General features: G+C 47.6%; 32 protein-coding genes. 31 read left to right on the top strand and 1 reads right to left on the bottom strand.

The features are described 5' to 3' along the window. The first annotated feature begins 121 nt into the window (after positions 1-121). The 29 genes from EH198_RS16390 (at position 122) to EH198_RS16530 (ending at position 23243) form a co-directional block, all read left to right on the top strand. A complete protein-coding gene (locus EH198_RS16390; RefSeq protein ID WP_124696602.1) occupies positions 122-379 on the top strand; it encodes a hypothetical protein in 258 nt (85 codons plus the stop codon). 3 nt (positions 380-382) lie between these two features. Then, the gene (locus tag EH198_RS16395; protein WP_124696603.1) at positions 383-670 is read left to right on the top strand and encodes a hypothetical protein; all 288 of its coding nucleotides are present in this window, start codon (positions 383-385) and stop codon (positions 668-670) included. Then, positions 667-960 carry a BC1872 family protein gene (locus EH198_RS16400; RefSeq protein WP_124696604.1) on the top strand — a complete coding sequence of 98 codons (294 nt, stop codon included), beginning with the start codon at positions 667-669 and terminating at the stop codon, positions 958-960. The genes EH198_RS16395 and EH198_RS16400 overlap by 4 nt, the downstream gene beginning before the upstream one ends. A 32-nt stretch (positions 961-992) precedes the next feature. Next, a complete protein-coding gene (locus EH198_RS16405; RefSeq protein ID WP_124696605.1) occupies positions 993-1364 on the top strand; it encodes a YopX family protein in 372 nt (123 codons plus the stop codon). A 14-nt stretch (positions 1365-1378) separates the two neighbouring features. Next, positions 1379-1723 carry a hypothetical protein gene (locus EH198_RS16410; RefSeq protein ID WP_124696606.1) on the top strand — a complete coding sequence of 115 codons (345 nt, stop codon included), beginning with the start codon at positions 1379-1381 and terminating at the stop codon, positions 1721-1723. 20 nt (positions 1724-1743) lie between these two features. After that, positions 1744-2058, top strand: a complete 315-nt coding sequence (locus EH198_RS16415) for a hypothetical protein (protein ID WP_124696607.1) — start codon at positions 1744-1746, stop codon at positions 2056-2058. Positions 2059-2170: 112 nt separating this feature from the next. Further along, positions 2171-2386 carry a hypothetical protein gene (locus tag EH198_RS16420; protein ID WP_124696608.1) on the top strand — a complete coding sequence of 72 codons (216 nt, stop codon included), beginning with the start codon at positions 2171-2173 and terminating at the stop codon, positions 2384-2386. Continuing rightward, the gene (locus EH198_RS16425) at positions 2379-2717 is read left to right on the top strand and encodes a hypothetical protein (RefSeq protein WP_124696609.1); all 339 of its coding nucleotides are present in this window, start codon (positions 2379-2381) and stop codon (positions 2715-2717) included. The genes EH198_RS16420 and EH198_RS16425 overlap by 8 nt, the downstream gene beginning before the upstream one ends. Next, entirely contained in the window at positions 2707-3057 is a 351-nt protein-coding gene (locus EH198_RS16430; RefSeq protein WP_124696610.1) for a DUF1064 domain-containing protein, read from the top strand. Before EH198_RS16425 ends, EH198_RS16430 begins: the two co-directional genes overlap by 11 nt. Positions 3058-3357: 300 nt before the next feature. Continuing rightward, complete coding sequence (locus EH198_RS16435; RefSeq protein WP_124696611.1) at positions 3358-4470, top strand: coiled-coil domain-containing protein; 1113 nt, start codon at positions 3358-3360, stop codon at positions 4468-4470. A gap of 212 nt (positions 4471-4682) precedes the next feature. Then, on the top strand, positions 4683-5111 hold the full coding sequence (locus EH198_RS16440) for a sigma-70 RNA polymerase sigma factor region 4 domain-containing protein (RefSeq protein WP_124696612.1): 429 nt from the start codon (positions 4683-4685) through the stop codon (positions 5109-5111). Beyond that, positions 5111-5296, top strand: a complete 186-nt coding sequence (locus EH198_RS16445) for a hypothetical protein (RefSeq protein ID WP_124696613.1) — start codon at positions 5111-5113, stop codon at positions 5294-5296. The genes EH198_RS16440 and EH198_RS16445 overlap by 1 nt, the downstream gene beginning before the upstream one ends. A gap of 580 nt (positions 5297-5876) precedes the next feature. Further along, positions 5877-6083 carry a DUF3797 domain-containing protein gene (locus EH198_RS16450; RefSeq protein ID WP_124696614.1) on the top strand — a complete coding sequence of 69 codons (207 nt, stop codon included), beginning with the start codon at positions 5877-5879 and terminating at the stop codon, positions 6081-6083. An 81-nt stretch (positions 6084-6164) separates the two neighbouring features. After that, on the top strand, positions 6165-6638 hold the full coding sequence (locus EH198_RS16455) for a hypothetical protein (protein ID WP_124696615.1): 474 nt from the start codon (positions 6165-6167) through the stop codon (positions 6636-6638). Continuing rightward, a complete protein-coding gene (gene terL / locus EH198_RS16460) occupies positions 6604-8067 on the top strand; it encodes a phage terminase large subunit (protein WP_124696616.1) in 1464 nt (487 codons plus the stop codon). Before EH198_RS16455 ends, terL begins: the two co-directional genes overlap by 35 nt. Next, positions 8061-8246 (top strand): hypothetical protein, encoded by a 186-nt coding sequence (locus EH198_RS16465; protein WP_124696617.1) that lies wholly within the window; start codon positions 8061-8063, stop codon positions 8244-8246. The genes terL and EH198_RS16465 overlap by 7 nt, the downstream gene beginning before the upstream one ends. Continuing rightward, positions 8247-9983 (top strand): portal protein, encoded by a 1737-nt coding sequence (locus tag EH198_RS16470; protein ID WP_124696618.1) that lies wholly within the window; start codon positions 8247-8249, stop codon positions 9981-9983. Positions 9984-10064: 81 nt separating this feature from the next. Next, positions 10065-10859: a hypothetical protein gene (locus EH198_RS16475; protein WP_124696619.1), complete on the top strand. Its 795-nt coding sequence runs from the start codon at positions 10065-10067 to the stop codon at positions 10857-10859. A 5-nt stretch (positions 10860-10864) separates the two neighbouring features. Further along, on the top strand, positions 10865-11827 hold the full coding sequence (locus EH198_RS16480) for a N4-gp56 family major capsid protein (protein ID WP_124696620.1): 963 nt from the start codon (positions 10865-10867) through the stop codon (positions 11825-11827). Between the two features lie 54 nt (positions 11828-11881). Continuing rightward, on the top strand, positions 11882-12169 hold the full coding sequence (locus EH198_RS16485; RefSeq protein WP_124696621.1) for a hypothetical protein: 288 nt from the start codon (positions 11882-11884) through the stop codon (positions 12167-12169). 46 nt (positions 12170-12215) lie between these two features. Then, positions 12216-12800: a phage adaptor protein gene (locus EH198_RS16490; RefSeq protein WP_124696622.1), complete on the top strand. Its 585-nt coding sequence runs from the start codon at positions 12216-12218 to the stop codon at positions 12798-12800. Beyond that, positions 12797-14398: a right-handed parallel beta-helix repeat-containing protein gene (locus EH198_RS16495; RefSeq protein ID WP_124696623.1), complete on the top strand. Its 1602-nt coding sequence runs from the start codon at positions 12797-12799 to the stop codon at positions 14396-14398. The genes EH198_RS16490 and EH198_RS16495 overlap by 4 nt, the downstream gene beginning before the upstream one ends. 41 nt (positions 14399-14439) lie before the next feature. Continuing rightward, positions 14440-14700, top strand: coding sequence for a hypothetical protein (locus tag EH198_RS16500; RefSeq protein WP_124696624.1), 261 nt, complete (start codon positions 14440-14442; stop codon positions 14698-14700). A gap of 33 nt (positions 14701-14733) precedes the next feature. Further along, entirely contained in the window at positions 14734-16125 is a 1392-nt protein-coding gene (locus EH198_RS16505; protein ID WP_124696625.1) for a hypothetical protein, read from the top strand. Further along, complete coding sequence (locus EH198_RS16510; RefSeq protein WP_124696626.1) at positions 16125-16964, top strand: hypothetical protein; 840 nt, start codon at positions 16125-16127, stop codon at positions 16962-16964. The genes EH198_RS16505 and EH198_RS16510 overlap by 1 nt, the downstream gene beginning before the upstream one ends. Before the next feature lie 41 nt (positions 16965-17005). After that, positions 17006-17545 (top strand): stalk domain-containing protein, encoded by a 540-nt coding sequence (locus EH198_RS16515; RefSeq protein ID WP_124696627.1) that lies wholly within the window; start codon positions 17006-17008, stop codon positions 17543-17545. Between the two features lie 74 nt (positions 17546-17619). Further along, on the top strand, positions 17620-19230 hold the full coding sequence (locus EH198_RS16520) for a hypothetical protein (protein ID WP_124696628.1): 1611 nt from the start codon (positions 17620-17622) through the stop codon (positions 19228-19230). Positions 19231-19337: 107 nt separating this feature from the next. Continuing rightward, entirely contained in the window at positions 19338-19610 is a 273-nt protein-coding gene (locus tag EH198_RS16525; RefSeq protein ID WP_185702930.1) for an aggregation-promoting factor C-terminal-like domain-containing protein, read from the top strand. Positions 19611-19622: 12 nt separating this feature from the next. Beyond that, the gene (locus tag EH198_RS16530; protein WP_124696629.1) at positions 19623-23243 is read left to right on the top strand and encodes a hypothetical protein; all 3621 of its coding nucleotides are present in this window, start codon (positions 19623-19625) and stop codon (positions 23241-23243) included. On the opposite strand, the gene EH198_RS16535 is transcribed toward EH198_RS16530, so the two are convergent. After that, positions 23203-23433, bottom strand: a complete 231-nt coding sequence (locus tag EH198_RS16535; RefSeq protein ID WP_124696630.1) for a hypothetical protein — start codon at positions 23431-23433, stop codon at positions 23203-23205. The genes EH198_RS16530 and EH198_RS16535 overlap by 41 nt on opposite strands. Positions 23434-23596: 163 nt before the next feature. Between EH198_RS16535 and EH198_RS16540 the strand changes: the two genes are divergently transcribed. Together EH198_RS16540 and EH198_RS16545 are read left to right on the top strand one after the other, a co-directional pair. Then, positions 23597-24832 carry an N-acetylmuramoyl-L-alanine amidase family protein gene (locus tag EH198_RS16540; RefSeq protein WP_185702931.1) on the top strand — a complete coding sequence of 412 codons (1236 nt, stop codon included), beginning with the start codon at positions 23597-23599 and terminating at the stop codon, positions 24830-24832. Continuing rightward, positions 24832-25221 (top strand): phage holin, LLH family, encoded by a 390-nt coding sequence (locus tag EH198_RS16545; RefSeq protein WP_124696632.1) that lies wholly within the window; start codon positions 24832-24834, stop codon positions 25219-25221. Before EH198_RS16540 ends, EH198_RS16545 begins: the two co-directional genes overlap by 1 nt. Positions 25222-25225: the final 4 nt, after the last annotated feature.

The raw sequence follows: 25225 nt of genomic DNA on the forward strand, positions 1-25225 counted from the left end.
CCAGAAAAGTAGAGTATAACGACAAAGAAGCTAGGTGGAGCCCGTTCGACGTATGCCGGATGTGGCGTAATGAAGATGGGAATTTATCTGCTGTTGAAGTGGTTGAGGAGGTAAACCCCCAATGACCAAAACACCCATAGTGAAGATGCCAAGCTACGGAAAAATGCTCAGTATAGTGTCTAAGGCAAACGATCGTACAAAAGCCGAGAAAGCCCGTGCTGATGCAGCAGAGGCCCGGGAACAACGGCTGAAAGAGGCCGCGCAGTCCGCATGGATTAGCCTCGATGCATGGGATAATCGACAAGCTGCAATGAGAACACTCGAAAACGTGTTATCCACCCTTTACCCAGATACCCCAGCACCCAAGGAGGGCGAATAGATCATGAACGCATATTTTACAAATCAGCAGTTGGATGAACTCAGTAAGGAATACCGAACGATGTCCACGGATGGGGAAGGCCGTAGCATTGAACCAGAGCACAACAGCATGGCTGTACGGGGAGATATTACTAAACTGGTGTCTGATGTAAAACTGGCCCGTAGACAGTTCTACGCTGCTGAGAACGTGCTTGTCGCAATAATCCGTAACTACTCACACGTTTTGTCTTACGGCATCACTCAGATGGCCCTGGAGGCCATAGGCAAGGGTGAGGAAGGAGATAACCAATGACACTCACAAGGGAAGAGATACTGGCGATGGAGCCGGGGCGGGAATTGGACGAACTAATCTGCAACCAGATATTTGAATTAGAGATGGTCGCACATGTTCATTACTCAACGGACATATCCGCAGCATGGGAAGTGTTAGAGAAGATGAAACAACGGTGGCATGACTTTAATATTGGGCGTCACAATGGCAAGTGGAGTGTCGGATGGAATTATACAGATTTTGTAGAGAATATAAATTCAGCGCCAGAAGCTATAGGCAAAGCATCTTTATTGGCTGGACTTAACTTATAAGGGGGCAGAGACCCCAAAGGGAGAGGATACACGTGAGAGAGATTAAGTTCCGGGCATGGGTTGTGAAGGATGAGGACGGCGATATTGTCCCATATATGGAGGATATGAACGGCGTAGAGTCATATAAAGATCCATTTGAAGAGCATCGGAAGGGAAATATCGTTCTGTTGCAATACACCGGATTAAAGGACAAGAACGGCCGGGAGATCTGTGAAGGGGATGTGGTCGGCGTAAAAGCCTATTTAGGTCATGGATATGGACGGAAGGTAGTGTTCAGAGACGGTTGCTTCGGATTTGAAGCAGTGCCAAACGTCAGCGAAGAACTTTGTTATTTGGAAGTTTGGACGGAAGACGTTGAAGTCATCGGCAACATCTACGAGAATCCAGAACTACTAGAGGTATAAGGGGGATAAGAGGAATGGACAAAGTAACAGTAATGGTGATGCGCAACAAGACGAATACAGAAAGATACCTTGCAGCAAATGCTGATGTCGGAGATTGGGACGATGAAAATCTGGACGTTACTTTGGACAATATCCAGAACGGCTACATGATTATCCGCAAAGATAAGCTTGCCCCTACAGCCGAGGACTTTGAAGAACATAAAAAATGGCATGCAGAGTTAAAACGTGTACTTACAGAGAAGTGGGGTCCAGATCCGTTTATATCGCTGGACTTTTGTGCAGTGTGCGAACACTACGAGCCAGTTAATGTTGAAATCACGCAAGAACAACTTCAGTATGCACAAGAATTGATGGAATAGATTAAGGGGGAGAAGAGGATATGAGTGATACCGTAGATTGCCCGTACTGCGGACACGAGAATGACATGTCTCATGCTTTAACTGATGGATTGTCGAGCAACAACACATTTGACCATGAGTGCGAAGAATGCGAGACAGAATTTGAGGTGTATGTTGAATTTGAACCTTCTTACACTTCTAGTGAAATACTATATGAACCGTGCCAAAAGTGCGGAAGTGAAGAACGGGACATTTACAAGAAAGGTAGGGTATTCCCGTTCCCCGAATCTCTCCAGCATAAAAAGGTTTGCAAGAAATGCTATATGGAAGCAATCGCGGCTGAGTACGCCAAGTGATGCATTAGGGCCGAAGGCCATCGAGTCAGACCGAATAATCCCAGTGATAACGGGGGACGGATAAGGGTTTATGGCTTATCTGGCTCCCCATAAAGAAAGGAACAACAAACCTATGATCAATTGGATCAAGTATGACCCGGCGAATCCGCCGACTCACGACATGGAATATCTCGTTATAGAGGAAGATGAACCGGAATCAATGATCTGCACGGCATACAAGCACCGGGACCCGGAAATATGGATTACCTGTCATGATCATGTTGTCTTGCCGAAAGTCACTCATTACGCTCCTATCAACCTACCAGGGGAGGATACAAGCAATGAGTGAACGTTTAATATCAGCAGATAAACTTCTGAAGGCAATGAAAGACAGGGTGAACGTGCTACTGCGCGACGCCGACCCGGGATATGACGTCCATCCAGTGGTCAATGCGCTTGAAAACTACATCGAACGCATTGAATCCGGCACCTTTGACCCCACACCAGTACAGCCAGACATCAAGCCGGGGGATAAAGTGCGGCATAAAGATCACCCAGAATACGGTGAAGGAAAAGTAAGAACGAAACGGAACGAATTAAACGAGGTGTACGTCACTTTCTACCGGACGCAAGCACATTTCGGATTAGACAAACTGGAGGTAATCCATAATGGCGACTAAACCAAAGAACAAGTTTGGAGCCAGAAAGACGCAGGTCAACGGAATAACCTTCGACAGCAAGAGAGAGGCAAACCGTTATCGAGAACTTCTGCTATTACAACGTGCTGGGATCGTCAAGGATATAGAGCTGCATCCACAATACGTACTGATAGATAAATTCAAGCACAAGCGTACCGGGAAGGTGATACAACCTATCAAATACACGGCCGACTTCCTGGTTACATACGCAGACGGACACCAGGAAATAGAGGATGCCAAGGGAGCCATTACCCGGGATTACGCACTGCGGAAAAAGCTATTCTACAACCGATACCCTGATCTTGAAATAAAGGAGGTCTGACTATGAAAATGTGCTGGGTTAACTTCGGCTCGTCAATGTGGCTCGTGGACGAATATGGACGGCGTAGAGGCGTTATTCTACCGTTGGACACACAAATACACTATCAGATAGAAAGATCGCTCTACGAGCCAAAAAGATCGTTTGGCGACGATGAATATAAAATTCTAGGCAGACCACCTGACCGAGAAAATAAAGGTGCGTAAAATAAGCTAAAAAACTACGAAAATAGTACAATACATCCGTGAAATATGGTAAAATAAGAGTAATAGAATATATACGGACGAAAAGGAGACTTGACAAATGGATATAACAGAGATTCAGTCGAATATCGAGAAGCTTCAGTACGAATTGAACGTGGAAAACCAACGCGGAGCGCTCAAAAACGGCACAAAAGTGGCAAATCTTGAGCAGGAGATACATGAGTTGACGCAGCAAATCGAGGCGCAAAAGCTGCAAGAGAAAACGGCAGAGATTGAGGCCCAGCACGAGGTAAGAGTCGCGGAATCGACCAAAGAAATCGCCTATATCTTCGACAATCTGGATTTTGGAGTGCCGACGAAAGAATTGTTCCTTAACTTCACTGAAGAAAAAGCCCAAGCGTCTTATGAATATGTGCGTTCGATGCTTGAAGCTGCGGTGGTTGAACGGGAAAAGGTATCGCTACTTAAGATCAAGGATCTGGAAGAAAAGAATGCTTCTCTTGAATCGGAAAATGCAAAGATTCAGGAAAAATACGATGCGTCCGCGCAGGAAAACGGTCGTTTGTCGCTTGAACTGAGCGCAGCAAAACTGCAAATTACCGATGTGGAAAGCAAACGGGATGCAGCGGCAACGGCATTGGAAGATGCAAACAAACAACTGGAACAGGCTAAAAGCTGGAATGATGACCTGCAAAAGCAAATCGCTGTTGGTGCATCGGCTGCGGCGAATGTTATTGAGGTGAAAGACGCAAAAGAACGATTCTTTGAAGAACGTCGTAAGGAAGAAGAGTCTAAACCTGTTATCTACAATGTTCGTTGGAAAGATGATGGTCACAAATCATATCTTGCTGAGTTGGCTACAACGGATGAAACAATTGAGATTACATGGTTCGAGTTGAGTGGAGATCCTGAAAATCCATCAGACATGAAAGGGAAATACAGGGTGGTGACCGCCGAGCAGGCACCTACATTTCGAACCGAATACCTTGCCAAGCAAGCAGCAGCAGAAGCAGAACATGTGGGTGCGGATAGCAACGGGCCTGTGGCGATGGAGGAACATCCTGTAACGGTGCCGGCATTTCAAGGCGATGACAGCACAGCCGGTGGACTGGATAAAGCAGACGCTGGTACACCAGTGGCAGATAAAACAGTTGAAGAAAGACTCCAAGCGCTTGAGTTAGCGGTATTTGGGACAAAGGTGGAGGCGGCGTAAGCTGCCTTTTCTTCTCATGATCATGAAACGAGGAGACAAAGTAAGGCGAAAAGACTCTCACTGGTTTACCGGTATTGTGGTTGACGTTGAATATCGTTTCGCAGGTTTTCGGCCAATGGTTCTTAACCGCATTAGAATATGTGATGACATATTAGGTTGGATTTTGTGGGAGCCAGCGAGTAGGTATGAATTAATCGAGGAGGAGGGAGAACATGGACAACAACCAAGTGACTGAGCTGCTGAAGAACTTCAGGTCGTATGAGTATGCGGCGATGATGTGTGGAGAACCTCCAGAAGTGGAAAGGCAACCGCTGATATACACGGAGCGAATGAGAAACCTAACCACATGGGACCAGCAGCGCTACAACCGGATTGTCAAACTCATACGAGGGGCAGTAGACTACGTGTTAAACGATGACCAACGAACGGTAATCATGAGAAAGTATCTGGAACGCAATACAATGTCTCTGAAGGAGATTGCAGCTATTCTTCATAAAGATCGTACAACGGTCGGGAGATGGCATACAGAGGCGATTAATAGTCTAGCAAAAGCGCTGCATCCGATGGCGGAGGAAGAACGGGAAATAAATAACTTCGACCACATGTTTGACCGCAATTGGATATTTAAGGAGCCTGCGTGATGAAATATAAAAAAGGAGAAACGTATACTGGTTACGAAAAAGGGTGGGTATTTGAATTTACTGTTACGGATGTAACGGAAGACGGTGTTTATTATGTAGATTTGGAAGATGGCATAGGATATGCCGAAGAGGAAGAAACTTTAGACAAATGGACGGAAGCATACAAAGATTATCTCACTTCATGAATGCCGCATTATTGCACACAAATGCATCACGGGAAATGATAAAATAATATCATAAGAAACTCGGGCATGGGCGCCGGTAGCTAAATGCGCAGTCGCCGCCCACTCGGTTTCTTGGCCGCTTCATCCCTTGAATATCTACTCCTGAACTCAGCGCTGATTGCTACGGGTCGGCGCTACCTTTTAGCAACAACCACACACCGATAAGGTGACAGACTCGCTCCTTTGACTCGGTGGTGTGGATTGCGATATATGATGTGGTGGCGGAATAGGTAGACGCTTAGACTACAGTCCATATGGACGTCTGTAAGATTGGTCGCCTACAGAGTAGCGCGGATTGCGTACGGTGCAGGTCAAATTCAATCATGCAAGGTGCAAATCTTTGCCCACATCTAGCAGATAGAGTAACGGTATACGCCGTTGCTCTTTTTGTGTTTTGCGCGAAGCGCCATCGAGTCAGACCGAATAATCCCAGTGAAACGGGGGCCGGATAAGATGGTTAGATCTGAACGTATTCTATATCTACTACTCATACTGATGTATCTCCTATATACGGGGACATTCATAGATTGGAGGTAACCATATGAACCTACCAGAAACTGTAGAACTTATGAAGAAGTACGCTACATGCCCAGACTGTGGTAACAGCAACATCGGAAATGGTGAGGGAAAGCTTGAAATCACGGATGATACGTTCACCAGAGAATGTAAATGTGGTTACAAGGCGGTTGAAACCAAGACGCATGTACATGTTCAGGGTAAAAATTACGGTAGAATCAACCAAAAGTAACGTATTTACGTTGTTATATGATCATCGAGTCTCAAAATTTACGGGTGTTATATCGTAATTAAGTGCAAAGGTGGTGAGATTATGGCTAAGCAAGGACAGAAGCTAACTGACGAACTGAAAGAACAGATCAAGGCTCACCTTGTCTTAGGCGACAATAAAAACGATGTAGCAAAGAAGCTTGGCGTTTCATGGTCTACGGTGCAGAAGATTGCAAAAGAGGTAGAAAGCAACCCCGAAGAAAAAGAAAGCTTCGAGAAACTTCGTGAAGATAAAAAGCAAGAAGTGATCACTAGGATTTGGGAAGGGTTTATCAATGGTATTGAGCTAGGGAATAAGATGATCAAAGAAGCCTTAGACGGAGAACGAGAAATACCACTTAATCAGCTAAGCACATACAACGGCACGATGTACGATAAGATGGCATTGATGAAAGGTGACCCTACAGCAAACACGAACATAAACGGGTCCATGACCTTTAAACAAGATCTTAAGAAGCTTTCACCTGAGGAGTTGAAGAACCTTGAGAACCTCATTGGCAAGGTTGCCGACGCTTGAAGAAGTCAGACAGGCCCGCGCCTATGCTGACTTCTCTTATTTTGTCGACTATGACAGCGAATACCGTGACAAAGACGGAAAGCACCTAGATGTACTGGACGAAACGCTGATGAAGGTGTCAAGCGGTGAGCTCAAGCGATTAATCGTGACTATGCCTCCGCGTCACGGCAAGTCAGAAAGGGTAAGCCGTAAGTTTCCAGCATGGCACATTGGACGCAATCCAGACGATGAAATCATACTCGCCTCTTATTCCGTTGACCTGAGCCGTGGATTCTCGCGTATTGCTAGGGATACACTGACCAGCAACACCGGAGTATTCGAGGTTGAGGTGGACAGGAATAACCAATCTGCAGAGTCTTGGGGAACCAGTGGATATCGTGGAGGTTTACATGCAGCCGGTGTAGGCGGTCCAATCACAGGTAAGGGCGCACGAATAGCAATCATTGATGACCCCGTTAAAAACGCGGAAGAGGCCGACAGTGAGACTATGCGAGAGAAAATATGGGATTGGTACACATCCACACTATACACTCGCTTAACTCCTGACGGTCGTATTGTCGTTGTAATGACGCGCTGGCACGAGGATGATCTAGTAGGACGACTGCTAAAGAAAGAGGCTGACGAGATCAAAGAGGGCGTTCACAAGGGAGAGCGATGGACGGTCATTAACTTCCCGGCACTCGCGGAGAAAGACGATTACCTCCATCGGCCTGAAGGTGAACCGTTGTGGCCTGAGCAAGGATTTGATAGAGAACGCATGGAGCAAATCCGGACGGATGTTGGTTCCCGGGTGTTCAATGCGCTTTATCAGCAGCGACCTTCAGCAGCAGACGGAAACATGCTTAAGCGTGATTGGTGGAGGTACTACGATTCACCACCGCCATTCGCCTCCATGTTGATTAGCGTCGATGCCACATTCAAGGACGAGGACACCAGTGACTTCGTTGTTATACAGGTGTGGGGAAAGGTACAGGCCAATATGTATCTGGTGGATCAGGTGCGGGCAAAGATGAATTTCCCGGCTACCATACAAACCATTCGCAACGTGGTAAAGAAGTATCCAGAAGCACACTGGAAGCTTATAGAGGACAAAGCAAACGGTTCAGCCATTATCGCAACGCTACACCGCGAGATTGGAGGCATAGTGGCCGTTAATCCTGAAGGTGGTAAGGTGGCAAGGGTAAACGCGGTGTCTGCTTATATCGAGTCTGGTAACGTATTTCTGCCGCGCACATCCTGGATACAGGACTTTGTAGAAGAAGCAGCAAGCTTCCCGAATGGTAAACATGATGATCAAGTAGACGCGATGAGCCAAGCGCTCCATCGCTTTATTTATTTTAACGGCGTACTGCCGCAGGAAGAAAAGAAAGTTACGCCGTTCCCATTCCGTACAGACGAACCAACCGGGGGTGAATACATCGCATGGTAGACGTCAAAGAATTGGGCGACTTGCTCAAACTACCGAACCTGGAAGAAAGCACAATTGCTCTTATCAATGAGAAGATGCGGGTTTTAATCGGTGAAGTGAAGCCGTTAACCCCTGCACAAAAGCAGGATATTGAAAGTGTCGTAGCCGAATGGCTTGGCGGACCGAAAGAAGGTGAATAGGTGAAGGAAGAAACGCTAGACAAGTTAGCTGGTGAAATGGAGCGGCAGCATAAAGATGGACTCTCGTACAAACGAAAGATGGGATTCCTCGACAAATGGCCCGAGTATGAACGCTTCAAGGCCGGTGATCAGTGGCCGCCCGTCACAAACCGCACCAAAGCGCTGCCGCGTCCCGTATTCAACCTCATTAAGATGATCGAGACGCACAAAGTAGCAAACGTCATGAGCGAGCAGATTAACATGATGTTCAGCAATGAGGAAATGGACGAAACGGACCCGCAGTCCGATGTTGGCGACCTGTTCAGCCGATACGCTTCCGCTACCTGGGAGCGAATTAAGCAGGATGAGCTGAACGAAGAAGGGTTAGACGTTGCCGCGAACACCGGGACCGCCATCTGGCATTACTATTTTGATATGAGCATCAAGGGCGGAACACAGTATCCATTTATCGGGGAAATGGTCGGGGAAATCATCGACCCTATGAACATCTTTTTCGGAAATCCGCAGCAGAGGAATGTACAGCGACAGCCGTATATCCTCATATCCAGCCGGGAACCGGTGAAAAGTGTGCGGGAATATGCGGAGAACAACGGCATGAGTAAGGAAATGGTATCCCAAATCAAGCCGGATAAGGATACGCAGGATGAAGGCTACGACATGGCTAAGGATGAACTGAACGATGAAGGAAAAGTTACCGTGCTAACGCGCTACTGGAAAGAGGGCGGCAAGGTAATGTTTGCCAAGTCTGCATCTGGCCTTACGATCAAGAAGGCAACGGAAACCATGCTTTCCTTGTATCCGGTAGCAGTCATGCAGTGGGAGCGCCGGAAGAAGTCCATATTCGGCATAGGAGACACGGAAGGGTTGATTCCGAACCAAAAGGCCATTAATACGCTGGTCGCTATGCAGATTCTATCGGTACAGCTGACCGGCTGGCCCAAGCTGCTGTATAAAAAGGGAGCGATTGACCCGAGTAAGGTCACCAATGCGCCGGGGGAGATGATCGAAGATCACTCGCCGCCAGGGAGCGAGGGTGTAAAATACATGAACCCAGGCAATATCAGCGCAGTTGCCGCTAATCTGGTGGAATCTATCCTCATGTATACCCGGCAAATGACCGGAGCAGATGAGGCCGCGACAGGGTCGGCTCCCAGCGCAGACCTGAACGCCACGGCTATTATGCTTCTGCAGAAGGCATCGGCAATCCCTATTGAGTCCATCAAGCGCCGCTTCTACCGTTTGGTGGAGGACATTGGCCGCATATGGGAGGACATTTGGAAGGTAAAATACAATCTCCCGCGCCAAGTTACGCTGAAAGATGATGACGGAGAAGAGTATCCGGCAATGTTCGATGGTTCGCAGTACCATGGAACGGAGCTTACGCTTAAAATCGACGTTGGTCCGTCTTCGACCTATTCTGAGTCTTTGATGCTATCGAGTCTGGATAAGGCGCTGGACCGTGGAGATATCACGTATGAGCAGTACCTCAAGTACGCCCCGCGTACCGTGGTTCCATTCCGGGACCGATTAATGAAGGAGATCGAAGAGAAGAAGGGTATCATCGGACAGATGGAACAGGTCGTAAACGGCATGCAGCCGGAAGAACGCGCTATGTTTGATGCCATGCCGCCGGATCAGCAGATGATGTTCCTACAGCAAATCATCATGCAGCAGCCGCAGATGATGGGGCAGGCTCCGATGTCACCGCAGCAAGCACCGCCGGCCATGATGGCCTAGCTACACAGGGCAAGGGTGAGAATCCTTTGCCCTTTTTCATACACAAATTTGCTCCTACCACAGAGCAAGGAGGTTTAACCCATGGAAGAAACCGCCAACCATAGCGGCATTGAACAGCAAGAAACACCTGTTACCGAAACGGTGACTGAGTCGATAGAAACTCCCGTAGAGACTTCCCCACCACAGGAAGAGCCTAGAGGGATAAAGGTCAAGTACAACAAGGAAGAACGCTTTGTGCCAGAGGATGAGGTGCCGAATTGGGTCCAAAAGGGACTGAATTACGATAAGGTGTCCGAAAAAGCCAAAGAGGCCGAGCGTTATCAGCAGATTCTTGACCGCACCGCCAAGTTTTACGGCTTTGAAACGCACGAACAGTACATGGAAGCCCTGGAGCAGGCCGAGACAGACCGCAGAATCCAACAGGAAGCGGATCGGCTTGGCGTTCCCGAAGAAGTAATCCGTGAATATGTACAACCGCTGAAAAGCGAGTTAGACCAGCTTAAACAGAAAGATCAGCAACGAGCTGAAGCCGACGCCATTCGTCAGGTGGAACAGCAAATTGCATCCATGGAAGCGGACGCCGCCTCCTATCCCGATTTCACGCAGCATAAAGCGCAGGTGATTAACCTTGCCGCTGAGCGCGGGTACTCCCTAGAGGATGCCTACAAGATTGTTACCTATGATTCCCGTATCCAAACCGCACAGCAGCAAGCCCAGCAAGAAGCGATCCGAAAACTACAACAAAACGCCGACAGTTCTACCGGCGCTTTAGGGGCGGATTCGCCGGATACGGCAACGGGCTATATGTCCATGTCTCCAGCCGAGCGGAAAGCCTTTAGAGACGCTGTGAAACGCGGCCAAACTAAAGGAGTGTAAACTAAATGTCGACAAACGTACAAGGCTATAACGCCACAGCAGGAGTCAACGCATTAACCGCCGAGCAACATACCTTTTTCCAAGATGAAATGCTCGAAAGACTGCTTCCGGAACTCACATGGACCAAATTTGGCGAAAAGAAAGCCATCCCTAAGCGTAAAGGCGCAACCACAAACTTCCGCCGACTGAACTCCTTGGCCGTTTCCACTACGGCCCTCACTGAAGGCGTAACGCCGGACGGTGTAAACTTGGACATTGTGTCCATCACGGCTACCGTTTCCGAATACGGAAGCTGGACGAAGATTTCTGAATTCATCAACATGACCGGCTATGATCCGCTTTTGACGGAAGCCGCTGGGCTAATGGGCGAAAACGCCGGTGAATCCATCGATGTTATTGTGCGGGATGTACTCTCTGCCGGAACGAACGTGGTGTATGCGGCTGGACGCACTTCCCGCGTGACCGTAGCTGCTACCGACAAGATTACGGCTGCTGATATCCTGAAAGTACGACGCACCATGAAGCGCAACAAGGTCAAAGAGATTAAACTTCCTGGCGGGGGATCTGGTTATGTGGCCCTCGTTCATACAGACGTGGCGATGGACATCATGCAGCTGCAGGAATGGAAAGACCAAAACACCTACGTGGACACCAAAAACCGCGAAGAAGGTATGCTGGGTAAAATGTACGGCATTTACTTCATGGAAGTGGATAACGGCGTGAAGTTTGCAGGCGCAGGCGCCGCGGCTGCTGACGTATACGGAACCATCTTCCTCGGTAAAGGCGCTTACGGCCTGCCGGACATCGAAGGCAGCATGAAACCGGACATTATCGTGCATCCTGCCGGTTCTGCTGGATCTGCTGACCCACTGAACCAGTTCAATACAATTGCTTGGAAGTGCGCGTTCACGGTGGCACGACTGCAGGAACTGGCAATCATCCGTTACGAATCCGGAGCATCGTTATAAATCATCTGAATGAGGGGGCCTAACGGCTCCCTTTTAATTTAAGGAGGCAATATTATGGCAAGAGAATCCCTTGAAAAGTTGGCAGCAGAAGCAGAAAGAACGGCGGCGGAGCAACTTAAGGCTATGCCGAAAGTGTCCATCATCATTCCTGACGATCCGCAAAACCCCGGAGATAAAGTAGTTCCTATTGGATTTAACGGAGTAGTCTATACCGTACCACGCGGAGTACAGGTGGAAGTTCCGCAGGCCATCGCGGAAATCTACCAGGATTCCTATACACGCACACGCGCTGTAACCCAGCGCATCGAGAATAGCACACAACAAGAAGTCAAAGTGATGTAACAACGGCCCCATTCCGGGGCCTTTTTGTCTATTAAGGGGTGATAACATGAATCTTCAAGAGATTCTGGATGAAATATCCGAAAAATACCCGCATGGCCTGTCCAATGACAGTGTGATCCGTAAGATCAACCAGATTCAAGTTGAGTTATTCCGCACTACATTCAAGATCAACACGATGTGGAATGATGACATCATATCTGATGTGTTTTCCTATTCCCTTCCTTGCGCCCGTAGTAGCGTCATAGATGTGCTTGTAAATGATTGCGAGTATATCTATCAAGATGTAAAAAAAACGGCTGGCGTACCTTTTTATTACTTCACAGACGGTGATGAACTTGGTATATACCCCACGCCAACAGAGGATAACATAGGTGGACTGACCATCTTTTACAACCGGGAGCCTTACAAACTGACAACTTCGGACCTATCTGTTTCTCCGGAATTGGATGAAGACTTTCATATGCTTCTTGTCTATGGTGCATTGGTGCAGATTGCTGAGAACTTCAATGATGTGGCAATGGTCAATAACTACACAGCAAAGTATAACGGACTTATTGAGGAGTTCCAGAAGGCCAATGACGAAACACCGGATTACCCTGTTATTGAAGATGTCATGGGGGGATTGATATGAGTAATGCCTCGCAATTAATTGCACAGCAGTTCCGAAGTGGAGAGGTGAACCGTAAAACGTGGAAGGATGTTATATATAACATCCGTGATTACGGGGCATCAGAATTACTTTCTGATAATACAAACTATATCCGTGATGCGATCAGCGCAGCCTACAATGCAGGAGGTGGAACAGTCATTGTTCCTCCCGGGGAATATTTGTTTACGGCGATTACGCTTAAAACGAATGTACGCCTTGTTAGTTTTGGTGGAAAGCTGAAGCTTCGAGATGGAGTTTGTGTTAATTCATCTACCTCTTATTACATCATTCATAACATGGATGGTCTAGGAGGTCTGTTCTCTAACGTTGCATGTGTTGATCTGATTGTTGACGGAAACGGTGCGAATAACGCTACTTTTTTGGTTGCTGATATTATTACATTCGGCGGTGAGAATGCGAATATCATCAATTGCAACTTATATGATGCACCTGATTCAGGGATTATGTTTTCCGGAGCAAAGAACAGTTTGTGCATTGGTAATCGGATTGACTTGGGTCGTGACTTGGGAATCTATGTTAACGATGGTCTTAATGGTTCGAATCTGTATGAAAATGTAATATCATATAACCGAATCACGAATTTCCCGAACGGTGGTATCGGATTAAAACGGGTAAGTACAAAAACAACCGTAGCGCTGAACGCCATTAATGATTGTGGAAACGGAATTACGTTAGAGCAGGCTTCAACTGCTACCGACTACTCTAAAAACATAACTATTATAGGCAATCGCATCCGGAACGTAACTGCCAGCGCAGGTATTGACATAAGATCTGCACCTTATTGTACTGTAATTGGTAACCGAATTGAAAACTTCGCTTTGGTCGGACTCAATATCCAAGGTGATACGCACCATTCGTCTATTATCGGAAATGTCATCACCTCAGACGGAAGCATTCCGGTATTCGGCACGTACCGTGCAGGGGTGATGCTTACATCTAGACAAAACATCTTCCCGTCTTATAACACAATTATGGGTAATACCGTTGAAATCAACAATCCTTCAGGAGATAACGTTCTTGCGCTATACATGCTTTCGGTTGAATCCAAAATAAGCGGCGGGGATCACAATATCATTGCAGGAAACACATTTAAAACAAATGCAACATACGGAGGACGGATTACATCTGCTTACACCAAGAATTTGATTGCAAACAACGTATTTAGCGGATCGACTAACGACATTTTCGTTAATGCCTCCCTGCAAAATACCATCGCGGACAACGATTATGTCAACAATACCCCTGCTGGACTTGATGCTTCTACAGAAACTTATTTACAGCGTATTGGTACGCAAAAAGTAACGAGGTCAAATTCCGCCCCTACAAGTGGAACGTGGTCTGTAGGAGACATTTGCGAAAATCCTACGCCTACATTAGTGAGAAACATTGATCGCTGGAAATGTATTAACGCTACTGGTTCAGGAACATGGGTGGCTTACGGATGCGGTACGGGAACGACAGCGCAAAGACCGACATTAACCGCAAACGATGCTGGTTACTTATATTATGACACAACAACTGGAACGAAAATATTTTGGACAGGAACTGCATGGGTTTAATCAAAGATCAAGTAAAATAAATGTGTAGGAGGTAATTAGTGTTGATAAGACACAATAAAATCATCAATTCACAGGACATGTCTACGCAAAATGACGCCGACCAAGTGTTGTCATTCACAGGAAATGAGATAGTAGGAGAAACTCACTACATTAAAATAGGTCACTGCCGTATATACACAGAGATACGTCTATCTGATGAACAAAGTGATAAACTTAAAAAATGGGAAGATGAAAATGGAAAAGACGTAGATTATCTTGTTCAAGATTTACTGTTGAAATTCATCGACGAATTACCAAAGTAGGACCATACTGTGCCATAAGAAAGGAGGAAACTCATGCAGCCATGGGCGTCTAATCCCGATAAAGCAAAGCCCGTCATTGTCACCTTGGCAGACGGAATAAACCAATCACAAGAGTCCATCGAAATCGCAGACGGTCAGTGTACCGCTGCGGTGAACATGGACTCTTTGCTTTATCCCACATTACAGACGGTAAGCGGTTATTCACTTCACAGCGTTCCAGGAGGCTACGTAAACCGCTTGTTCAAGTTCCTTGGTGTTTGGTACTGCGGCAATGGAAACGGGCTGTACAAGTTCACTGGATCATCATGGACTGCTGTATACGACCACGGAAACACCAACAATGAAAGACTGTGGGACGCGGCCATGTTCTTCGATGGAAGCAAAATGTATTTCATCGACGGTAACCTGCAGCTTCAGCAGTGGGACGGAACCACATTGACCGCGCTTGGAAGTGCGCCTGCTGGCAGTGACTTCCTTACGACCCACGCGAACCGGTTCTACTTGTCGAATCGCAGCGATAATCTCCTTTCCTACTCAGGACTTCGGGACGCTGCGGACTGGACCAGCACTGACAAATACACGGGAACGGGTAAAATCACCGTTGAAACGCCAGACGGAGAGAAGCCGACCGGACTTGTAGCGTACAGCAATCACGTTATCCTGTTCAAAAAGTACACGATGCACGAACTGTATGGTGAAGATTCGACCAACTTCCAGATGCAGCAGCCCTACGGTGTCGGTTGCGTGTCGGATCGCTCCATTGTTCCGACCAATTCAGCACTATACTGGCTCGCTGCTGATGGGGTGTATGCCTACGGAGGCGGCGCAGTACCGACCAAGATCAGCGAACCGGTAAAAAAGTATATCGAATCCATCAACCAAGCTTACGCGCATCACTGCACAGCGGGTACAGATGCGCGCTTCCTGTATCTTTCCCTTGTTACAGGAAGCGCACAAACACCAAATGTCACACTGAAATACGACCTTCAAGGCGGTCGCTGGTGGCCGTGCAGCTTAGTGGCAACCGCCTACTACCTGGACGGTCAAACGCTGTATATGGCCTTATCCGATGGCCGCATTGTGCAAGCTGGTGGAGATACGGAAGCCGGTAACGCCATCAGTTGGTCCATTGAGACAAAACCTTTCTCCGAGGGAGACGAAACCGTCCGTAAGTCGATTAATAGAGTATGGGTCATAGCGGACATCGAGGTTGGGTCCACATTAAACATAGCCTACGCCGCAGGAACCGAAGGGTCTGACTGGAACGTGGTAAGCACCATTGCGAATGGAACCGGACAGATTCGGAGCACACGAATACCAGTGATTGTCCGCACTCCGGAAACGTGGTATCGTCTGAAGCTATACGGCACGGGAAAAGTCAAAATACACCGCATTGTGCGCGAGGTATCAAGGAGGAACGCATAGTGGCATCCGTTAATCTACCCAACACTGATGGTTTGAAAACCATAGATGAACTGAAGAACGCTGTCGGCAAGATGGTGAAGGAACTTTCGTGGCTTCTGGAACATTTGGACACGCGAAACATTAACGAACTGAACGCGGAAAAAATTGTGGCCGGATCGATCACGGCGCAGCAGATGGCGGCAGACTCCGTCACCGCTACTCAGATTCAGGCTGATTCCATCAATTCCGAGAAAATCCAGGCTGATGCGGTCACCGCCGAGAAAATCAATGTAAGTGAACTGTCGGCCATCACCGCGAACCTGGGTCATATCATATCCGGGCTCATTGAGTCTGTGCAGATATTCGGTTCCTATATCGCTACGCGTAACGGGGCCTATCCTCGGGCTGAGCTGAATGATGATGGGGACTTGATCGCGGTGTATACGGATGCAGATAACTCGGTAACCATTGAACCTGGGATTACTACTGAACCTACTATTGTTTTTCGTAAGGATGGTAACGTGTCATTATCTCTTGGTCCGTTATCTGGATTTGGTTTCTCTGCCATGATATCAGCTCTTGATTTATCTATAGGAACATTGAATGGGTCATTACAACTTGTATGTGGAACGGGAGTTTTAGATTATATTAATATACCTGGTTTCGGACAACTATACAGTAGTGCAGAAAGCCAAACTCTTGCAGATGCACTTGCATCGAAGGCCGACAAAGGAGTGTCAACTAGCATTTCAGGTTCAGCCAACGGAGGAATACCCATCGGAACTCAATTACTAGACGCTGATGGTGTAACTACGTGGACATGGATGGGAATACCAGGTCATTCCCACGCTCAAAATTAAATGTTATACTAATGCCAAAATATAACATAGAGGTGTACGGGATGAAGAAAATTGTCGCATCATTTATCGCAGGCGCTTTAGTAATGGTTTCTGTTCAGGCATTTGGGGATTCTGTTTCTCAAATAGGAAAGAAAATTCAGACTGAATACACCGTTACGGTTGACGGTCAGAAATTAACAGTCCCGGCTATCGCGGTTGATGGTAAAAGCTATGCCCCGGTTCGAGTGATCGGAGAGGCCGCAGGATATAATGTTTCTGTTTCCGGGAAAACAGTGGTACTTAATAAAAAGGAGGAACAAAATGTGACAACTCAAGAAAATACAGTTATATCAACTACAACATCTCAAACTCCTTCTACAAATACGTCACAGATTGAAGAACTGAAGAGACAGGCAATTAAATTGCATGGTGAAATTGTAAATCTAGCTATCGAAGGCAATCCGATTTACATTCAACTTTTGCGAGATAGAAACAATGCAGAGTTGAAATCTAAATACGAAGATTATGAAAAAAGAATAAACGAACTAAAAGCACAATATGATGAATTGGAAAAACAAATAGAAGCGCTACAAGCACAATAACTATCTCCCAATTGACGACATTATAACAAAGGACTCCAACCGGGGTCCTTTTTCTATTGCAAAGGAGTGAGGATATGGCAGCACCGGGAAATGGAGTGGTGGATTATAATACCGCTACTGTCGATGCGAAGAAGAAAATGGCGCAAAATCAGCTTAAAATCAACACCGACCCAACCTATGTGCAAAACGAACAGCAGCGGGCGCTTAAAGTCATTGCCGACCGGCAGGCGCAGGGGCTGGATGTAACTGCCCAGCAGAAGTATTTGAACAATCAGTTAGGCTATAAACCACCAGTGATGAAAGCCGCATCAGGTAACACGGAGACCGCGCCAAGGCCTGTGTCTACTCCGACCAAGACGAACAATCAGCAGTCTTCTGAATACCTGGACCTCATGCGGCAGATTGCGACCAGGGAAGTTACGCCGTTCTCCTACGACCCGAAGTCCGATCCAGCGTATCAAGCAGCACTGCAGCGGGCGCAGGGCAACATCCAAAGTGGAAACTCCGCGGCGCAGGCCGAAATGAGCCGGCGCGGAATCTTAAACAGCACGATCACAGGTGACCGCATGGGCGAAATCGCTTCGCAGGAAATGGGAAACGTGGAAACACAGGTGGTTCCGCAGCTCATGCAGCAGGCGTATCAAAGATACATGGACCAGGAAAACATGAAGCAGCAGCAGTTTAACAACTATGGCGCTTTGGCAGATACGTACATCAAAGAAGATCAGCGGGGAATCGACAATATGAACGCCAGAGCTGACCGTACCGGATACATTCCAGGCGGAGACGAGGCGCAGAACCTAGTGAACCAGCTTATGGGCCTGAAGCAGCAAGCCGAATCACCGGGAATCACCGCTGCGGATCGTACGAAACTGAGCAACCAGGCCAACGGAATCCGAGCGATGCTTTCGCAAATGGGCGTGGATATCAGCAAGTACGGAGCGGACACGAATTCCAGTATCGCCAGCCAAGCCACGCCGATGATCCGCACGATTCAAGGCCAACAACTAGACGCGCAAAACAGAGAGGCTAACGTGAATGCGGCTCAGATCTACATGAATGCTACGGGACGAGTTCTAAATCCGCAATCGGATTGGAGCGGATACATTCGCCAATCGCAGAACCCGAACGCTCCGCTTACATCGGCCCAACAAAACACGAACTTTAATCAAGGATTACTGACACGTCAGCAAAACACCAATGAAAAGCAATGGTCTGAAGAATTTGCTTATAAGCAAGCGCGGGATGCAATCACTGACAGCCAGTGGCAGGCGAAATTTGATGAAGATGTTCAACAGTTTGGCCTTAATTATGCGCTTCAGCAGCTCCAAACCGATAACGACCAAGCTTATCGAGAAGCGACGCTTGGCATTCAGCAGGACGAGAATTCCAGAGCATGGCTAGAATATGGTGATAAATCGTCTGCCGCAACGACTCCGAAGTATAACGGAATGACAGTCAACCAAGCCGTTGACGCATTAAGACAATCCTTTACCGTAGAAAATCCTACAACTGGAGCTAAGAGTATTCCTAACGATCCAGCTACCAAGGAGAGGATCTATCAGCAGACTATGGCAATGGGATTGCCTGATGGTCAGGATTCACAAGCTATGGTGGTTCTTGGCCTGACTCCAGCAGAGATTGCTTCATTTGATAAAAAGTACGGGGTATCCTCGGGAAACTGAAAAGCCCCGGTGACGCCGGGGCGTACACCAACTATTACAAAACTACAAAGGCTGCGAAGGCCAATCCAAAGAATTATGCCGTTGCTTCAGCAGCCATTGCAAGCGCGTTGAAAAATTCAGGTAAACCGGCTGAATGGCAGAAGCCACTTGAGGAACTGGTCGCGAGAGAATCGTCGTATAACCCGAACGCGAAGAACCCTAAATCTTCAGCGTCCGGGTTATTTCAATTCTTGGATGGAACCCGTGCTAATTATGGCGGCAGAAAAGTAGACTGGAACGACCCTTACCAGCAAGCGGTTAATGGTATTCAGTATGTCGTGGATCGATATGGAGATCCTTACAAAGCTCTGAAATTCTGGGATAAAAATAAATGGTACTAGAGGTGAAGCCGTATGGCGTCGCGGTATGAACAGTTTGTGTCCAATCAGCGAAAAAAAGCAGAGGAAGTCAAGAAACAAGCGCTGAACGGGACACTTAAAACGAATCAAAGAGAGCAAAAGTCAATTACAAGCCGCTCAGATGCGTTCAGGGCCAACTCGGTCAAGATGGCCGAAGAAGCCAAGGGAACACCCATGCCTGACCTGTACAAGAAAACCGGCGGGATGATCGACATGAATCCGCTGCATTCCACCCTTTCTCGCGCTGTCGCCGGTGACCCCGGCGCAGTGCAGACCTATAAGCAGTCAACCGGCGTAGACCTGAATAAAACCAAGTCTGATCCAAAGAAAACCAATAAGTTTATGGACGCGGTGGACGGATTCAATGCTTTTACCGACCGAATGAAATCGGCAGCAACCTTTAGCGGAACCGAAGCGATTGACCGGCTCTTTACCCATATTGGTCCGGAAGAAGCACGAAAAGCCACGCAGGAGAAGATCGACCGCGCCGAAAACGTCAATGGCGGAAAGGTCGCGGATATTCTCGGTTCCCTGGTCCCCGGGGAAGCGGCATGGAAAGCGGGAGGCGCTTTGGTGAATCCGCTTGTGAAGAATGCTCCTAAAGCCATCCAGACCCTCACACGCGGCGCGGCAGGCGGAACGTTATTCCAAGGAGCCGTGGAGGTCGGGGAGGCGCTAAACGGCAAACAACAGTCCATTGCGGGGCGTGCCAAGGATATCGGATATTCCGCTGCACTTGGAGGCGCTGGCGACCTGGCGATAAGCGGAGTGGGCGCGGGACTGCAGAAGCTACTGCAGCGAAAACATATTCCCGAACAGGGAATCTCGGAAATTCTCGCGCTTCCCGAAGGAAGAGGAACAGCGCGGCAAGCGGCTGCAGCGGAGCGTTCCAGCCTAGCACCGGGAACCGAGCCGATTGCGATTGCACAACCGCCACAGGCCAAAGAGAATCCGATTCCCCTAACAGCGAGAGAACAAGCGATTGATGCTCGGGCCGCAGCAGGTGAACAACCTTCACAGGACGACATTGATTATTTGCTGCAACTCGGAAATGAACGTGCGGGAGCCGGAAGAAATGCGGTAGAGGAATCGGCGCCGAGCATGCAAAACCAATCGGTTCCCTCGAGAGTCGCAGAAGAACCGAAACCTGCGGATTCTCTGGATGAACTGGATAATCTGAATGTTGATGAAACGCCGCATCCTCGGGTAAGAGACAAATTAAACTCTGTCGCTGACGATTGGATTGCACAGGCTAAGGCGGAACTTGCCAAGAGCCGAAACCGTCTATCTTCAAACCCTGTCGATATTTACGCGCAGTACGCCAAGCTCGGAGCCGGATACATGATGAAAGGCGCGGTTAAACTGGCTGACTTTACGGAAACGATGGTGCGGGAGTTTGGTGAAGAAATCCGTCCGCATGTGAAAGAAATCTTCAAACAAGCCAAGCCGATGTACAAGGACCTGAAGTTCTCCGCAGAGAAGCAAGAACTTGGTCTTGGGGATATGGACGCAACCCAGTTAAAAGACCTTTCCAACATACGGTTGAATACATCGGACGTGTACCGTAACTTCCGTGACGTATTCGGAAAGAACTTCAGTTCCGTGAAACGTTCGATCTTAGATCCATTTGATGAAGCAAAGCGTTATTATGTCGACACGCAAAAGAACCTGACCAAAGAACTTCATGAAACCATCGTGAAGAAACTTGGCATCAGCAAGGGAAGCAAATCGTCTGAACTGGTACAAAAGTACGGAGAAGGACAAATCACGCTGGATGAACTGAAACAGCAAGCGCCAAATAACTGGAAAAACATTGTGAAAGCCGACCAATGGTTTCGGAATAAATACGATTCTCTCTTGGATCAGGTAAACGAGACGGTGGCGAATATTTACCCGACTCGCCCGGATAAGATTGTACCGAAGCGGCAGAACTACTATCGGCACTTTCGGGAGTTAAACGGGCTTTCGGGGCTGAAGAACATGTTTGAAACTCCATCTAAGATTGACCCGAAGCTATCCGGTATTTCGCCGTTCACCGAACCGAAAAGCAAGTGGGCCAGCTTCAAACAAAAGCGCGGTCTCGGGGAGTTTAAAAATGATGCCGTTGGCGGATTCCTCGAATACATTCCAGCTGCTTCCTACGCCATGCATATCGACCCACAGATCAACGTATTCCGGACGCTGGCGAAGAACTTGGCCGAGCAGACAACCGATTCGCGGAACGTGAACAACTTCATCAAGTTCCTGAACAATTATGCAAATGACCTTTCTGGTAAAACATCACCGCTTGACCGGTGGGTGGAGGAAATTGGCGGAAGAAAGACCCTTCAAGTGCTGAGTTGGGCCAATAACCGTGTAAAGGCCAATGTGATTCTTGGGAATGTTCGATCCACGCTCTCACAGTTCGCTAACATTCCGCAAGGGATGGCCTTTGCCAAGCAGCACAGCGCGGAAGGAGCCGCGCGTACCGTACAGTCCATATTTCAGCCGAACGAAGCTATGCAACGATCTATCTTTATGAGAGAACGCTATATCGGCAAAGACTTCCGGCAGTTCAATACCAAAATTTTAGAGCAACCCAAGCGCTTTGCGGAATGGATGATGGAAACCTCAGACCGCGTGGGTACTTCGTTTGTCTGGAACTCGGCCTATGCAAAAGGAAAGTCTCTTAAGGTGACTGATGCGGTAAAATACGCGGATGAACATACCCGCCGCTTGGTAGCTGGCCGGGGAATTGGGGAAGTGCCTTTGCTTCAAAAGTCCAAGGTGTTCCAGGTGGTTGCTCCGTTCCAACTGGAAGTTGCAAATCTATGGAAAGTCATGAAGGACTTTGTGAGCGAAAAAGATTTTGTGGGGATTGCAACGTTGTTCGCGGCCAACTTCCTGTTAAACAAGGGCATGGAGAAAGTAACGGGAAGCGGTGTAGCTTTTGACCCGATTGACGCCATTTATACAGCAGCGACGGAAGACGATTTATCACCATTGGAACGGGCCGGAAGACTCGGCGGTGAAGTCTTATCTAACCTTCCGCTTGGACAGTCGGCAGCGTCCATGTACCCGGAAAACGGAACCACGCTGTACGGGATAAAATTACCTAGCCGTGAAAAACTGTTTGGAGACAAAGACCCGACGCGGTTTGGTGAAGGTCTGGTACTGACCAAAGGAATTCAAGATCCGCTGTTTAAAATGGTCCTCCCGTTTGGCGGAAATCAGATCAAAAAAACCATCACCGGGGCAGACGCCATTCTTCGCGGCGGTGCGTATACCGAAAACGTGCTTACTACCGGCATCAAGAATGAGAAAAAGGAACTCAAATTCGGAATCGAAAAAACCCCAGCCGAAATCAGCAGGGGATTGTTGTTTGGCGCACCGGCAACCAGCAGCGGTCAAGAGTATTACAAAAACGACCGCAGACCGCTAAGTGAGAAACAGACGAAGCAGTACCTTGCTGCACCGGACAAAGGGGGATTTTATGACGCGGCCATGATGAAACGGGCGATTGAGACGAACCGGCGCAAGATCAAGGAGATTCAAAAAGATCCTGCCATGAGTGAGAAGAAAAAGTATGAGGAAATCACAAAGATCGAAGACAAAATAAAACAATTGCAGCAGTAATCGTAAGCATGACGCCGATCAAAAAGTAATGGGTAAACAGGAACGAAACGCCGATTAACAGGGAAATCCCACCGATGGCATAAAGCACGCCTTTCCAGTAGCTTGAACACATCATCGGGATTTCCCAAAATACAAATCGCAAAGCGAAGATTCCGAGAATACCGTACACGGAATACGCAAAATATGTCATTTTTACCCCTCCGTAATGTTGTTGATCTTATTATATTATGGAAAACAAGGTGAGCAAATGATCCAATTCGACGAATCAGAATACAAACAATCAGCAGTATCGGATGAACTCCTACATCTGATACTGCTTTTTCATGGGCCGGAAGTCCGCGACATGTTCCTTTATGGTGGTGAAGATATTGTGGAATCTCTTGGACCTGCTGTATGACGTATCATATTTCATTTACAAGAGCGCTGACACGTTAAAGTGGGATGCACTCTTGATTTATATTGTCTACGCCGTGGGTAAACGGTCAGGAATGAAGATGTTCCGCAAGTTTCTGGCTGATCACTTCCCGTATTTGGCTGATGAAAATGAGGACTGGCGTAAATGGGCAACGAAACAAATCGAATTATTAGGTGGTGCAAAATGGCAGCCAACGAGGTTGTATGGACGTACCAAACGATCAAGGAAACGGGCAGCGAAGAACTCAACTACATCATCGACCTTATCACAGCCGGTCACCGCCCGGGGATCCCAGCAAAGGAGGAAGACAATGGACGAGCTAACCGTAGTAATTGACGCTGGACACGGCGGAAAGGACACAGGAGCGATTAGCTGCACAAAGAAGTTGGAGAAGGATTTCAATTTGTCTGTAGCGCTGAAAGTTGCAGAACGGTTTAAATCCATCCCTGAAGTGAAAGTTATCTTAACCCGCAGCACAGACGTATTCATCAAGCTTACAGACCGTTCCAAAATAGCTAATGAAGCGAAAGCAGACGCTTTTATCTCCATCCATGCAAATAGTTTTTTTAAATCGTCCCAAGGAACACAGACGTATTACACGAATGTCATAAGCAAAGACTTTGCTACCATGTTCCATCCGTATGTACTGAAAGCAACATGTTTCAAAGATGGTAAAGTCAATAAAAAAAGTTTATCGGTGACGCGAAAAACGAAGATGCCAGCCATTCTGCTCGAGCCGGGATTCCTCAGTAATCCCAAGGAAGAAGCTGTCCTCATGACTGAAGAGTTCCAAGATACGTTTGCAGAAGCTATTGTCCAAGGTTCCTGCGCATTCTTTGGCGTCACGTACAACGTTTCTACCGCGAACCCGGGACTTACTCCAATCACAACGGTAATCGGCACAGAGAAGCTGCCCGATCCCGGCTATATCAAGGAAGGAATAAGCTGGGTCCCTGCCAGGTCCGTACTGACCATACTCGGCGCCCTATGGACGTTCCAAGATAAGCAGGTCGTACTAAGCGGAACGCCGCTTGATACGCTGCTGATCGACAACACGGCCTATATTAAGGCGCGTGACCTTGTTCCAGCAGGCGTAGGGGTATTCTACGAACCAAGCCTTGAAAACGCCAAGGCCGTACTTCTGTATCCACCAAAACAAGAGGGGGCTATCTAATGCAAGATTACGTAAATCAAGCGCTTGTCATTATCGCCATTGCTGTTGTCGGTATGCTGACACGAATATTCCTTCGCACACTTTCTCTGCTTGAAGTCAAATGGAATGAATACATTGAAAGCAAAAAAGCATTGGCTAAAACAACCGAATCTCTGAAGCAGATTGAAATGGTTCAAAAAATCGCCAGCGAAGTATTTTCTGTCGTTGAAAAAGAATTTTACAATATGCCAAGTAGCCAAAAGTATAACGAAGCATTTTCCCGCCTATCCAAACGGGCGGCAGGAGTTGGCATACCGATTACCCCGGAACAAATCAAGGGAGCTATCGAAAAAGCGGTGCTGGACTATAATGCAAAAACAAAAACGCTGGAATATAAGAAGACCTCTTAATGAG

It is taken from the genome of Paenibacillus rhizophilus, from assembly GCF_003854965.1.
GTDB classification, from domain to species: Bacteria; Bacillota; Bacilli; order Paenibacillales; family Paenibacillaceae; genus Paenibacillus_AQ; species Paenibacillus_AQ rhizophilus.